The sequence below is a fragment of the Micromonospora sp. C28ISP2-4 genome (assembly GCF_030519385.1).
In the GTDB taxonomy this organism is placed as follows: domain Bacteria; phylum Actinomycetota; class Actinomycetes; order Mycobacteriales; family Micromonosporaceae; genus Micromonospora; species Micromonospora tulbaghiae.
The window spans coordinates 404,273-417,144 of the sequence record NZ_JAUMKG010000005.1 but is presented as its reverse complement, the minus strand read 5'-3'; the positions used below and the strand labels follow the sequence as shown (position 1 = coordinate 417,144).

The 12,872-nt window shown below is 75.5% G+C and carries 11 protein-coding genes; 3 read left to right on the top strand and 8 right to left on the bottom strand.

The window, feature by feature from the left end:
• Nucleotides 1-21: 21 nt before the first annotated feature.
• Genes Q3W68_RS20795 through Q3W68_RS20785 form a run of 3 tightly spaced genes read right to left on the bottom strand, consistent with a single transcriptional unit; the run spans nucleotide 22 to nucleotide 3,630 of the window.
• Nucleotides 22-2,067, bottom strand: a complete 2,046-nt coding sequence (locus Q3W68_RS20795; protein ID WP_302907034.1) for a sulfatase-like hydrolase/transferase — start codon at nucleotides 2,065-2,067, stop codon at nucleotides 22-24.
• The gene (locus tag Q3W68_RS20790) at nucleotides 2,060-3,475 is read right to left on the bottom strand and encodes a methyltransferase domain-containing protein (protein WP_302907033.1); all 1,416 of its coding nucleotides are present in this window, start codon (nucleotides 3,473-3,475) and stop codon (nucleotides 2,060-2,062) included. The genes Q3W68_RS20795 and Q3W68_RS20790 overlap by 8 nt, the downstream gene beginning before the upstream one ends.
• Nucleotides 3,472-3,630 (bottom strand): hypothetical protein, encoded by a 159-nt coding sequence (locus tag Q3W68_RS20785; protein WP_018787270.1) that lies wholly within the window; start codon nucleotides 3,628-3,630, stop codon nucleotides 3,472-3,474. Before Q3W68_RS20785 ends, Q3W68_RS20790 begins: the two co-directional genes overlap by 4 nt.
• Before the next feature lie 182 nt (nucleotides 3,631-3,812).
• Between Q3W68_RS20785 and Q3W68_RS20780 the strand changes: the two genes are divergently transcribed.
• Nucleotides 3,813-4,214 (top strand): VOC family protein, encoded by a 402-nt coding sequence (locus Q3W68_RS20780; protein ID WP_302907032.1) that lies wholly within the window; start codon nucleotides 3,813-3,815, stop codon nucleotides 4,212-4,214.
• A 37-nt stretch (nucleotides 4,215-4,251) separates the two neighbouring features.
• On the opposite strand, the gene Q3W68_RS20775 is transcribed toward Q3W68_RS20780, so the two are convergent.
• From Q3W68_RS20775 to Q3W68_RS20755, 5 genes are all read right to left on the bottom strand, one after another.
• A complete protein-coding gene (locus Q3W68_RS20775; RefSeq protein ID WP_302907031.1) occupies nucleotides 4,252-5,010 on the bottom strand; it encodes a helix-turn-helix transcriptional regulator in 759 nt (252 codons plus the stop codon).
• 96 nt (nucleotides 5,011-5,106) lie between these two features.
• Nucleotides 5,107-6,330, bottom strand: coding sequence for a dolichyl-phosphate beta-glucosyltransferase (locus tag Q3W68_RS20770; RefSeq protein WP_302907030.1), 1,224 nt, complete (start codon nucleotides 6,328-6,330; stop codon nucleotides 5,107-5,109).
• Between the two features lie 3 nt (nucleotides 6,331-6,333).
• Nucleotides 6,334-8,736 carry a glycosyltransferase family 39 protein gene (locus Q3W68_RS20765; RefSeq protein ID WP_302907029.1) on the bottom strand — a complete coding sequence of 801 codons (2,403 nt, stop codon included), beginning with the start codon at nucleotides 8,734-8,736 and terminating at the stop codon, nucleotides 6,334-6,336.
• A gap of 45 nt (nucleotides 8,737-8,781) precedes the next feature.
• Complete coding sequence (locus Q3W68_RS20760) at nucleotides 8,782-10,314, bottom strand: cell wall metabolism sensor histidine kinase WalK (RefSeq protein WP_302907028.1); 1,533 nt, start codon at nucleotides 10,312-10,314, stop codon at nucleotides 8,782-8,784.
• Nucleotides 10,292-11,032, bottom strand: coding sequence for a response regulator transcription factor (locus Q3W68_RS20755; protein ID WP_302907155.1), 741 nt, complete (start codon nucleotides 11,030-11,032; stop codon nucleotides 10,292-10,294). The genes Q3W68_RS20760 and Q3W68_RS20755 overlap by 23 nt, the downstream gene beginning before the upstream one ends.
• A gap of 142 nt (nucleotides 11,033-11,174) precedes the next feature.
• On the opposite strand from Q3W68_RS20755, the gene Q3W68_RS20750 reads away from it, so the two are divergent.
• Nucleotides 11,175-12,068, top strand: a complete 894-nt coding sequence (locus tag Q3W68_RS20750) for an SDR family oxidoreductase (protein WP_302907027.1) — start codon at nucleotides 11,175-11,177, stop codon at nucleotides 12,066-12,068.
• Entirely contained in the window at nucleotides 12,065-12,862 is a 798-nt protein-coding gene (locus Q3W68_RS20745; protein ID WP_302907026.1) for an alpha/beta fold hydrolase, read from the top strand. The genes Q3W68_RS20750 and Q3W68_RS20745 overlap by 4 nt, the downstream gene beginning before the upstream one ends.
• Nucleotides 12,863-12,872 lie beyond the last annotated feature (10 nt).

Genomic DNA, 12,872 nt, shown 5'->3' with positions numbered 1-12,872 from the left:
TGGGCACGTTCGGGAGGTCCGTCACGACAGTGTGAGCTGCCGTAGCGTCCCGTCGTCACCGACCCGGTAGAGGTCGAGCCGGTTGGCGCCTGCGGCGAACAGCCGGTCGTCGGCGAGCAGCGCCGCGAACCGCCATCCACCGGCGTCCGGCGGCACCACGGGCGCCACCGCGCCGACCGTCCCGTTGACCGCCACGGCGAGCCGGGTGCCGTCGGGCACGTCGTCCGACACGGTGCCCCAGACCAGCGCCGGCAGCCCGCCGCCGGCCGGGTCGACCGCGTCGAACGCGTCCCGGTTCGCCACAGTGGCGGTGCCACCCACCGGCGCGTCGGCGACCCGGGTGCCGACGAGCGGGTCGACGGGAGGCGGCGGGAGCGGGGCGGGCACGCCGCCGGTGATCGTGACCGGCTGGCCGGGGCGGTCGTAGAAGCGTTTGTCCGTCCGTTCGCGCGGCGCCGCCTTCGCCGACCGGCCGTCCATCCGCCAGGGCACCCGCATGTGCGTCTCGTCGGCGATCGTGGGCAGCAGGTCGACGTGCTCCCAGTTGCGGTCGTCCACCCGTCCGGCGCGTTGGCCGGGTTCCTTGACGAACATCGGCACCCAGGCCACCTCGTTGGCGGCGTGGTCGATGGCGTCCATCCCCCGGCCCTGCCAGTCGCGGCGGAAGCTCACGCCGTGGTCGGCGGTGACCACCACCAGCGCCTTGTCGTAGAGGCCGGTGGCGCGCAGCGTCCGCAGCGTCTCGCCGATCAGCCGGTCGGTGTAGCCGAGCTGGGCCAGGTGCCGGGCGCGGGCCAGGTCGACCCAGCCGGCGCCGTCGTTCGGCAGGTCCTCCGGTGCCGCGTAGTGCGCCCCGGACGGCAGGTACGCCCACGGTGAGTGCGGCATCAGCAGGTGCAGGAAGTGCAGCGTGGGTCGGGTGTCGGGGCGCAGCCCGGCCAGGAACGAGGTGAACCGGGCCGGCTGGTTGTCGTCGAGGGTGTCCCAGCGGAACTTCGGGTCGTCCGGCACCGGCTCGGCGGCGTCCAGCCCGGCCTCGGCGGCGGTCCGCTCGCGGTAGGAGTCCTCCGGGTCGATCCGGCTGTCCACCGGCGCGGCGATCCGCCCGAGCAGCCTGCCGCTTTCCCGGACCAGCACGCCGAGCCCCTGTTCCGGGGTGGTGGCCTGCTCGCAGCGGCTCGGCGGGCAGAGCCGGGTGATGCTCTCCTCGGCTTTGATCCGGTAGAGGCCGCCGAGCGCGGTGAACAGGTTGTCCGGGTACTGCGAGTAGTGCGGCGCCGACCCCCGCTCCGGGTAGCGCCCGGTGAGCATGGCGGGCAGCGCGTAGGGCGTCCAGCCGCTGACGCCTGTCGCGTTGCGGTACCACGTCGACCCGCCGGCCAGCGCCGCGAAGTTCGGGTAGCGGGCGGCGTCGATCCGGCCGTCCGGCCCGAGCAGGGAGACGAGCGGCAACTCGTCCAGCACGATCATGACCACCGGCGGGTGCGCGCCCGCGCCGGCCACCGCGGCGGCGCCGCCCTCGCCGCGCGGCAGCACCACCGCCGACGCGGGCGAGGCGAACACGAACAGCCCGACGAACACCAGCGGCCCGGCGGCCGCCATCCGCAGCACCCGCCGGGGCGCCCGCCACCGCCGGTGCGCGGCCGCCCCGGCGGCTCCGGCCACACCGGCGGCGACAAGCAGGGGTACGCCCCGAAGCGGCGTGACGTGCCGGCCGACCTGGACCGCCAGGGCGGTGAGCAGCAGGCCCACGATCGCGCCGTGCACGACGGTCCGGGTGAGGCGTCCGGCGGGCAGCGCGAGCGCGCCGAGCAGCGCGAGCAGCACTGTCGGCGCGAGCGCGATCAGGGCGACCAGCAGCAGCACGTCGGCCCGGGAGGCGCGGTGGAACAGGAAGAAGTCGGGGCTGCGGCCGAGCACGTCGAGCAGCGGCTGGGTGACGACCAGCCCGACCAGTGCGGCCACCTCGGCCAGCCGGGCCGCCTCGGCCCGCCACCAGGGCGGGCGCTCCCGCTGGCCCGAGGCGGCCGCGCGGTCGCGGGGTGGTGCGAGGGTGTCCTCAGCCACCCACCACCACCTGGTAGAGCGTGCGGGTGCCGGACGGCAGCTCGGCCCGGGCGACGACCCGGCCCCGGCGGGCCAGCAGCGCCTCGAAGGCGTCCCGCCGGTAGTCCGGGAACAGGCCGTCCGGCTTGTTGGCCAGCAGCCGGCGGGCCATCGGGTCGTCCGGGTGGACGAACTCCACCACGAGGCTGCCGCCGGTGGCGGTGAGCGCGGTGAGCTGGTCGAGCACCTCGGGCAGCGGCACGTTGCGCCCGATCGCCAGGTGGTGCACCACGGCCAGGGCCAGGACGGTGTCCGCGCGGGCCCGGTCGGTGAACGCCGCCCGCTCGACGCCCCGCCAGCCGCCGCCGGGCGACGGGTCGGCCAGGTCCATCACCAGCGGCAGGATCCGTGTCTCGCCCTCGTCGCGCAGCGCGCGGTAGAGCGTGTCGACCACTGCCGGGTCCTGCTCGACGGCGACGACGTGCGCGGCGTGCCGGGCGGCGATGCGGGCGTACCGGCCGTCGTTGGCGCCCAGGTCCAGCGCCGAGCCTCCGCCGGTGGCGGCCACCGCCCGGTCGACGAACTCCTCCTTGGCCTGCCGGTCCGGCACCGAGTACGCGCAGGTGCGCTGGTAGTCCGACCAGTGGCTGTCGCCGGGCCGGTGGTCGAGCCGCCGGACCAGTTTCGCCAGCCCGCGTACCGTGGCCAGCGCCAGCTCGCGGGAGAACCCGGCGGCGCGCAACTGGGCGCGCACGTCGGTGGTGCTCGCGGCGGAGTTGCGGGCCTGCATGGCGCCGTGCAGGTGCACGTGGGTGGGCACGCCGGCCCGCCAGCGCCGGGTGCCGCCGAACAGCCGGCGCATCTGGTCCGGTTCGACGCCGTCGACGCGGGCGCGCAGGAACGGCTGGAAGTCCAGCCCGAGGTGGGCCTGGATCAGCAGCGGGTAGAGCAGCGTCTGGCAGAACTGCCGGTAGCCGGCCCAGGGTTCGCCGTCGCGCAGCGCCTCGAACGAGCCGACGTCGATGAAGACCGGCCGGGCCCCGCGCCACTGCACGTTGTACGCCGAGCCGTCCTTGGTGGTGAAGCCGGCTTCGAGAGCGGCCCGCAGCACGTCCAGGTGCAGCAGCGCGGCGTCGCGCAGCATCGCGTACGACCACTCGTACGGGTGCGAGACGAACGGGATCCGCTCGTGCCGCAGCACCGCGGTCCAGGGCGCGTCGACAGGGGTCGGGGTCAGCTCCTCGGTGCCGACGATCTGCCCCCGGGCGGTGGCCTGCCGGAAGAAATCGGTGACCGACAGCGCCCGCCAGTCCCGGGCGGAGCGTTCGTCGAGCCCGCGCAGCACCTCCTCGCCCCGGTGGAACACGCGGTTGCCGGGGTCGCGGAAGGAGCCGGGTTCAACGCGGACGCCGGTGTCGGGGACCGTCACGCCGCCGGGCCCTGGTCGGTGGGCTGACGCCGGAACCGGGACACCAGGCGGCGCCAGTAGAGCTTGGCGGCCACCGCCACCCCGGCCACCCCGCCGACCACCGCCTGCACGATGAGACTGCCGGATCCCGCGTCCAGGTAGGCCAGATGCGTCACGGCTGCTTTTCCTTCCCTCGCCGGTCATCGAAGCACGCCCGGAATGCGAGCTCTGTTGCTCGGGGCCGGACTTGTCCCCCACCGTAACGTCTCGACGACGGCGTGTGCGGCCACACCGGCCACTCGTCCCCCGTCCGATCCGTTCAAGACGGGCCGGGCTGGTCACGCCTACCGTCGCGGGCATGACACCGCAGTTCGATCTGGTCGGGACCGTGGTCACCGACATGGCACGCACGCTCGACTTCTACCGGCGGCTGGGGCTGCCGATCCCGGCCGGCGCCGAAACCGAAGGGCACGTCGAGGTCACCCTGCCGAACGGGGTACGGCTGGCCTGGGACACGGTCGAGGTGATCCGCAGCTTCCATCCCGAGTTCGACCCGTCCGGCGGCAACAACCGGATGAGCCTGGCCTTCCGGTGCGCCGACCCGGCCGAGGTGGACCGCTGGTACGCCGAGCTGACCGGCGCCGGGCATCACGGCGAGCTGCCACCGTGGGACGCGTTCTGGGGCCAGCGGTACGCGGTCCTGCACGACCCGGACGGCAACGGCGTGGACCTCTTCGCCCCGCTGCCCGCGGCCGAGTAGCGCCCGGCCGGCTCACCGCTGGCGGCTCCCGGACCGGTCAGCCGGCCGATGGGCGGTTGCCGGCCGGGGCGAGCAGCCGGGTCGGCGGCACTCCGGCCAGTTCCCGCACCTCGCGGGTCAGGTGGGCCTGGTCGGCGTACCCGCTGCGCACCGCCACCTCGGCGAGCGGCGCACCGGCGCGGGCCAGGTCCAGCGCGCGGCGCATCCGCAGGATTCGGGCCAGCGTCTTCGGGCCGTACCCGAACAGGGCCCGGCTGCGCCGGTGCAGGGCCCGCTCACCGAGGCCGACCTCGGCGGCGGTCGCGGCGACTGTGGCCCCGGCGGCCAGGCGGGCGGCGACCCGCGCGCCGAGCGGGTCGGGGCCGCCGGCCGCGCGCAGCCGGTCGCGGGCGACCCGGGTGAGCACCGCCGTCGCGCCGCCGGCCTCGTCGTCGGCGTCGGTCCGGGCCTCCCGGCCCGGCACGGCGATCGCCGTCTCGACCCGCTCGGTCACCTCGGCGGCGGCGCGGCCCCACAGGTCGGCCAGCGGTACGCGGCGGTCCCGCAACTCCTCGGCCGGCACCCCGAACACGGCCGGGCCGGTCCCCGGCGGCAGGCGCAGCCCGATCCACCGGTCCCCCGGCGCGGACCGCGACAGGTGCGCGGTGCGGTCCGGGCCGGCGACCAGCAGCCCGGCGCGGCTGGACCAGAGCAGATCAAGGCACCCGTCCGGCAGCACCCGCGTCTCGCCGCCACCGGACACGCTGCTCCACAGCACCCCGCCGGGAATCCCCGCCGCTCCCCACTCCCGGTACACACGCCCACCCTGCCACCTCTCCGTCGATCATGAAGTTGACGGTGTCGGCGCCCGGCGTGTCGCGCCGCCAACCTCATGATCGACGGGATGGGAGGCTCAGGGGCGGTGGTGCATGGCCAGGCGGAGCAGGAGGAAGCGCAGGGCTGTCGCGGCCAGGTTGGCCGCCACCAGGACGGTCAGCTCCCACCCGCGGCTCGGGGGTGTGGTGGCGTGCAGCACGGCCAGGGAACCGCTGGTCAGGGCCAGGCCGAGCGCGAACGCCAGCAGCCCCTGGAGGTGGTGGCGACCGGCGTGCCGGCGTCCGGTCACCCCGAACGTGAGCCGCCGGTTGGCCGCCGTGTTGGCCACCGCGGTGAGCAGCAGCGCCAGCAGGTTCGCCGGTTGCGCACCGAGCGGGCCGCGGGCCAGCAGGAACAACAGCAGGTACGCGAGCGTGCTCGCCACGCCCACCGCGGCGAACCGGGCGAGCTGGCGGGGCAACCCGACCGGCACCTGCGCCGGGGGTGCCGGCAGCGGACCACGGCCGAGCTGGGCGCGCAACTGCGCCAGTGGCAGCGCCCCGGTCACCAGCGCACGGCCCAGCCGGCCGATGCCGCGCAGGTCGGCGAGCGCGGTGGCGACGATGTCGACGCGGCTGTCCGGGTCGTCCACCCAGTCCACCGGCACCTCGTGGATGCGCAGCCCGGCCCGCTGCGCCAGGACCAGCAGCTCCGTGTCGAAGAACCAGCCGGTGTCGCGTACCAGCGGCAGCAGCTCAGCCGCCACGTCGGCGCGGATCGCCTTGAACCCGCACTGGGCGTCGGAGAAACGCGCCGCGAGCGCGCCGCGCAGCAGCAGGTTGTAGCCACGCGAGATGACCTCCCGCTTGGCGCCTCGGACCACCCGGCTGGTCCGCGCCAGCCGGGTGCCGATGGCCAGGTCGGAGTGCCCGGAGATGAGCGGCGCGACCAGCGGCAGCAGCGCGGCCAGGTCGGTGGACAGGTCCACGTCCATGTACGCGAGCACCGGCGCCGGCGAGGCCGACCACGCGGCGCGCAGCGCCCGCCCGCGGCCCTTCTCGTCCAGGCGCAGCACCCCCACCTCGGGCAGCTCGTCGGCTAATGCCCGCGCCACCGCCGGCGTGCCGTCCGCGCTGGCGTTGTCGGCCACCGTGATCCGGAACGGGTACGGGAAGTGCGCGGTCAGGTGCGCGTGCAGCCGCCGGACGCAGGGCCCGAGGTCGGCCTCCTCGTTGTACACCGGGACCACCACGTCGAGCACCGCGCTGCCGCCGGCGGGCCGGGCCTGCACGGCGGCCCGGGGCGCGTACGTCTCCGTCATGGCTCAGCCCTGCTTTCCGCTGCTCAGGTCGTACACGGTCACGCCGTCGACGGTGGTCGGGGTGAAGGTCTCGGCGACCCAGGCGGCGATCTCGGCCGAGGCGTTGCTGCCGCCGTTGGCACGGAACCCACCGCCGCCGAGGAAGTAGTGGATCCGCCCGTCGGCGACGTACCGCTGAAACTGGGCGAGCGTCGGCGACGGGTCGCTGCCGTTGAAGCCGCCGACCGGCATGACCGGACGGCCGGTGGCCAGCTGGTAGCCGGAGGCGTTGTTCGAGCCGACCGTGGCGGCGACCCAGGTGTAGTCGTCGGCGTCGGCGGCCAGCAGCGCTGTCATCTCGGCGCTCGGCTCGCGGGCGGCGAGCAGCCCGCCCATGCCACCGCCGCGCGGCCCTCGACCCTCCTGCCCGGTGCCGCCGTCCTGGCGGGGGAAGCCGCCCTGCCCCGGGATGCCACCTGGCGCGGTGCCGTCCTGACCGGTGCCGCCGTCCTGACCGGTGCCGCCGTCCTGACCGGTGCCGCCGGGCACGCCCGGTGCCGAACCACCGCCCGAGAATCCGGGGAATCCACCGGCGTTCGCCCCGCCGTTCTGGCCGGTGCCGTTCGGGCCACCCGGGAAGCCCGGGAACTGCCCGCCGCCCGGACCACCGGGGAACTGTCCGTTCGCGCGACCGCCCGGCATCCGCCCGCCCGGTCCACCGGGGCCGCCGAAGCCGCCCGCTCCGGCCGGCCCGGCGCTCGGGATCGAGCCGGAGTGCGGGGTGACAGCGGTCTGCATCGCGTACGCGGCCGGCCCGGCCAGCGCCACCGCGATCCCGGCGACGGACACCACCGGCACGACCCACCGCACAACCCGCCCGGCAAACTCGGCCCTGCGCCCCGCCGTCGCCCCCGCCTCGGAGTTGACCAAGGAGTTTGCGTCACCCTGAACGCCACTTCCGGACACAAACTCCTTGATCACCGGGGCAGACGGCGAGGGCGGGACGGTCCGGTGGGTGAGGAACGCCGAGACGGCCAGAAAGGCGGCTGTGGTCAGGCCCAGGGCCAGCACCGTGGGGCGCAGCCAGGGGTGCCACTCGGGGGTGCGGCCGAGCAGGTGCCAGGACCACCACGCGGTGACCGCCAGCGTGCCGGCCAGCACCAGCGTGGCAGCGAACCGGCGCCACCGGACCGGCGCGGAGCGGGCCCGCCACAGCAGGGTGGTCCCGATGCCGACCAGCGCGCCGACCGCCGGAGCCAGGGCGACCGTGTAGTACGCGTGGAAGATCCCGGACATGAAACTGAAGATCAGGCCGGTGACCAGCAGCCAGCCGCCCCACAGCAGCAGACCGGCCCGGGTGCGGTCGGTACGCGGCGCCCGCCCGGCCAGCCACAGCCCGGCGACCAGCAGGATCAGCGCGGCCGGCAGCAGCCAGGAGATCTGCCCGCCGACCTCGGTGTCGAACATCCGCAGCAGGCCGGTCCGGCCGGAGAACGGCCCGCCGCCTCCCCCGCCGGGCCGGCCGCCACCGCCGCCGACGCTGCCCACCTCGTCGCCGGTGATGCGGCCCAGGCCGTTGTAGCCCAGCGTCAGCTCCAGGATGCTGTTGTTCTGGGAGCCGCCGATGTACGGGCGGACGCTCGCCGGCACCAGCTCGACCAACGCCACCCACCAGCCGGCGGAGACGACCACGGCCAGCCCGGCGAGCAGCAGCTGGCGGATCCGCCGCCCGGGTCCGGTCGGGGCGGCCAGCAGGTAGACCCCGGCGAAGACCGGGATCACCAGGAACGCCTGGAGCATCTTGGTGAGGAAGCCGAAGCCGACGAGCACGCCGGTCAGCACGATCCACCGGGTGCCGGCCGTCTCGACCGCGCGCACGGTGGCGTAGGCGGCGGCGACGAGCAGGAACACCAGCAGCGCGTCCGGGTTGTTGAAGCGGAACATCAGCGTCGCCACCGGGGTGAGCGCGAGCACCGCGCCGGCGAGCAGGCCGGCAGCCGGGCCGTGCCAGCGGCGGATCGTCGCGTAGAGCACACCGACCGAGGCGACGCCGAGCAACGCCTGCGGCACCAGGATCGACCAGCCGCTCAGGCCGAAGATCCGCACGGAGAGCGCCATCAGCCAGAGCGACGCCGGGGTCTTGTCCACGGTGATCGAGTTGGCCGCGTCGGAGGATCCGTAGAAGAACGCCGTCCAGCTCTGCGACCCGGCCTGCACGGCGGCCGAGTAGAACGCGTTGGCCCAGCCGGAGGCGCCGAGGCCCCACAGGTAGAGCAGCGCGGTCACGACCAGGAGGCCGGCCAGCGCCGGCCGGGCCCAGCGCGGATCACGGCCGGTGCGGGTTCCCAGGGGTACGGGCGCGCGGGCCGGCTCGGTGCCGGGTGGCGCGGCCGTGGGCACTGTCGGCAGGCTGTCGGTTCGGTCCATGCCGGCAAGCCTCGGCGGATCCGCTGGCCCGCTCCCGTGAGCGGCCTATGCGTCGGCTGTGGACCCCGGCAGCCAGACCGTGAACGCGGTGTGGCCGGGCCGGCTGACCACGTCGACCCGCCCGTGGTGCGCCTCCACGACTGCGGCGACGATGGCCAGTCCCAGGCCGGTGCTGCCCTGGGCGCGGGAGCGGGAGCTGTCGCCGCGCGCGAACCGCTCGAAGACCTCCGGCTGCAACTGCTCCGGAATGCCCGGCCCGTCGTCGGTGACGCGTAGCTCGACGCCGCCGGGCGCGTGCGCGAGCCGGACGGTGACGGTGGTGCCGGCCGGGGTGTGCACGCGCGCGTTCGCCAGCAGGTTCGCCAGCACCTGGTGCAGCCGGTGGGCGTCGCCGGTGACGGTGAGCGGCTCGTCGGGCAGGTCGAGCTGCCAGCGGTGGCCGGGCCCGGCGACGTGCGCGTCGCTGACCGCGTTCACCGCCGTGGCGGTCAGGTCGACCGGCTCGGCGGCGAGCGGGCGGCCGGAGTCCAGCCGGGCCAGCAGCAGCAGGTCGTCGACGAGGCTCGTCATCCGGGTGCTCTCCGATTCGACGCGGCGCAGCGCGTGCGCCACGTCGGGCGGTACCTCCTGGTGGCCCCGGCGGGCCACCTCGGCGTATCCGCGGATGGCCGCGAGGGGGGTGCGCAGCTCATGGCTGGCGTCGGCGACGAACTGGCGTACCCGGGTCTCGCTGGCCTGCCGGGCGGCGAGTGCGGCGGCGACGTGACCGAGCATCCGGTTGAGCGCGCCGCCGACCTGCCCGACCTCGGTGCGGGGGTCGGTGTCGGCGGCCGGTACCCGCACGGACAGGGCGACCTCGCCGCGGTCCAGCGGCAGTTCGGTGACCCGGGCGGCGGTGGCGGCGACGCGGTTGAGCGGGCGCAGCGTGGCCCGGACGATCACCGCGCCGAGGGCGCCGGCGATGACCAGGCCGGCGCCGATCACCCCGGCCTGCGCGACGAGCATCCACATGACCGTGTCGTCGACCTGGGCCAGCGGGATCGCGAGGACCAGCACGTCGCCGTCGCCGCGCGGTGAGCGCAGCGCGATCGCGCGGTAGTCCCCCCGGTCGCCGACGATGACTGTGTGCGGGCGGTCGCCGACGGGTACGCGGGCCAGCGCGGTCAGTTCGGCGGCGGGCACCTCCTCGCTGCCGCCGCTCTCGGACCGGACCCGGCCGGCGGCCTCGCCGGTGGCGGGCACCCGGACCGCGATGGAGCCCGGCGGAAAGCCGCCCGGGGGGTCCGGCGCCACCTCGTCCGGCTCCGGTGGGGTGGGCCGCTGGTCCGGGCGCGGCGGGTCCATGCCCCGCCGGGCCCAGCGTTCGAAGTCGGCGGGCCGCCGGTCGCCGAAGGTGAGCTGGTTGTCGATCTGGTCGATCAGGAAGTGTCGCAGCGCGACAGTGGTCAGGCCGCCGATGCCGACGCTCACCAGCGCGAGCAGCGCCACCACGGAGAGCACCAGGCGGCGGCGCAGCGACCAGCCGGCCAGGCGGCGGCGTAGCCGGCCGTGCCTGTCACTCGGCGGGCTTGAGGACATAGCCCGCCCCGCGCAGGGTGTGGATCATGGGCGCCCGGCCCGCGTCGATCTTCTTGCGCAGGTACGAGATGTACAGCTCGACCACGTTGGCCTGGCCGCCGAAGTCGTAGTTCCACACCCGGTCGAGGATCTGCGCCTTGCTGAGCACCCGGCGGGGATTGCGCATGAGGTAACGCAGCAGCTCGAACTCGGTGGCGGTGAGCGTGATCAGGTCGTCGCCGCGGCGTACCTCGTGGCTGTCCTCGTCGAGGGTGAGGTCGCCGACGGTGAGCACCGCCTCCTGGCGGGCGGCGACCGCGAAGCCGGAGCGGCGCAGCAGCGCGCGCAGCCGGGCGATCACCTCCTCCAGGCTGAACGGCTTGGTGACGTAGTCGTCGCCGCCGACGGTGAGCCCGGCGACGCGTTCCTCCACGGCGTCGCGGGCGGTGAGGAACAGCACCGGCACGCTCGGGGACTGCTCGCGCAGGCGGCGCAGCACCTGGAAGCCGTCCAGGTCGGGCAGCATCACGTCGAGCACCACGGCGTCCGGACGGAACTGGCGGGCGGTGGTCACAGCCGCCATGCCGCTGCCGGCGGTGGCGACCTGCCAGCCCTCGTACCGCAGGGCCATCGAGAGCAGGTCGGTGAGTGTCGCCTCGTCGTCGACGACGAGCACCCGCACCGGTTCGCCGTCCGGTCGACGCAGCTCGATGCGACCCTGCGCGGACTGCGCGTTCATGACCATGCCCCCATCGTGGGCGGACCCGCTGTCGCCGGGCTGTCCCGATCCTGTGTACCAGCTGTACGCGCCGCACGGCAGCGATCCGGGCAGGTCCGGCCGGGTCTTCCGCACCGGGGCTACCCGGTGGTAACTTCCCGGCATGTCCATCGATGGTCGTGTTTCCGGCCGGTTGGCCGGCAAGGTGGTGCTGGTGACCGGCGCGGCCCGGGGCATCGGCGAGCACACCGCCCGCCTCGCCGCGGCCCGCGGCGCCCGGTTGTCCCTCGTCGGGCTGGAACCCGACCGGCTCGCCGCGCTCGCCGCCGAGCTGGGCCCGGCGCACGCCTGGTTCGCCGCCGACGTCACCGACCAGGACGCCCTCGCGGCGGCCGTGGACGGGACAGTGGCGACGCTGGGCGGGATCGACGCGGTGGTGGCGAATGCCGGGGTGGCCAACCGCGGCACGATCGCCGTCGGCGACGTCGAGGCGCTGGTGCGTACCGTCGAGGTCAACCTGATCGGGGTGATGCGCACCGCGGCCGCGACCGTGCCCGCGCTCGTCGACCGGGGTGGCTACCTGCTGATCGTCTCCTCGGCCGCGGCGTTCGCCGCGCTGCCCGGCATGGCCGCCTACTGCGCGTCGAAGGCGGGCGTGGAGCAGTTCGGCAACGCGGTCCGGCTGGAGCTGGCGCACCGGGGCGTGGCGGTGGGCACCGCCCACCCGTCGTGGGTGGACACCGACCTGGTCCGCGAGGCGCGCGCCGACCTGCCGGCCTTCGAAACGGCGCTGGCGAAGCTGCCCTGGCCGCTGCGGCGCACCACCACGGTGGCCGAGTGCGCCGAGGCGTTCGTCCGGGCGATCGAGCGCCGCAGCCGCCGGGTGTACGTGCCGCGCGCCGTCGCCGGCGTGCAGGCGATGCGATCGGTGCTGGTCAGCCCGCTGGCGGACCGGCTGGTGGGCCGCACCGCCCGGGCCACCGTGCCGCTGATCGAGGAGCAGTCCCGGATGCTGGGCCGGGGCTTCGGCGTCAGCACGCCGCAGGGGCGGCCGTGACCGCGCCGGTGGAGGTCGTCTACGAGCGGCGGGGGGCCGGTCCCGCGCTGGTGCTGCTGCACGGCATCGGTCACCACTGGGCCGCCTGGCGGCCGGTGATGGACCGCCTCGCCGAGGCGCACGACGTGATCGCCGTCGACCTGCCGGGCTTCGGCCGCTCCCCGGTGCCCGCCGCCGGGCTGCCCGCCGACATGCCGGGGCTGGCCGCGGCCATGGTCGAGCTGTTCGCCGCGTTCGGGCTGGAGCGCCCGCACGTCGCCGGCAACAGCCTCGGCGGCGCGATCGCCCTGGAACTGGCCGCGCTCGGCGCCGTCTCCTCGGCCACCGCGCTGTCGCCGGCCGGCTTCTGCACCGCGCGCGAGCTGCGCTGGGCGCTGACCGTGCTCTCCCTGCACCGCAACGCGGCCCGGCTGCCCGAACCGGTGCTGCGCCGCCTGTTCGCCGCGCCCGCGCTGCGGATGCTGGCGATGGGCATGATCCTGGCCCGGCCCAACCGGATGGCCCTCGACGACGCGCTCGCCGACGCCCGCGCGCTGCGCCAGGCCCGGGCGTTCCGCGCCGTCGCCCGCGCGGGACGGGGGTACGCCTACGCGGGCACCCCGAGAGTGCCGGTGACAGTCGCGTGGGGTACGCGGGACCGGATCCTGCCGTACCGGCAGGCGGCGCTGGCGCGTACCCGGCTGCCCTCCGCGCGGCACCTGGACCTGCCCGGCTGCGGGCACGTGCCGATGCACGACGACCCGGAGCTGGTCGCCTCGGTCATCCTCGGCACCACCGGCGTCCGGCCGGCCTGACGTCTCGCGT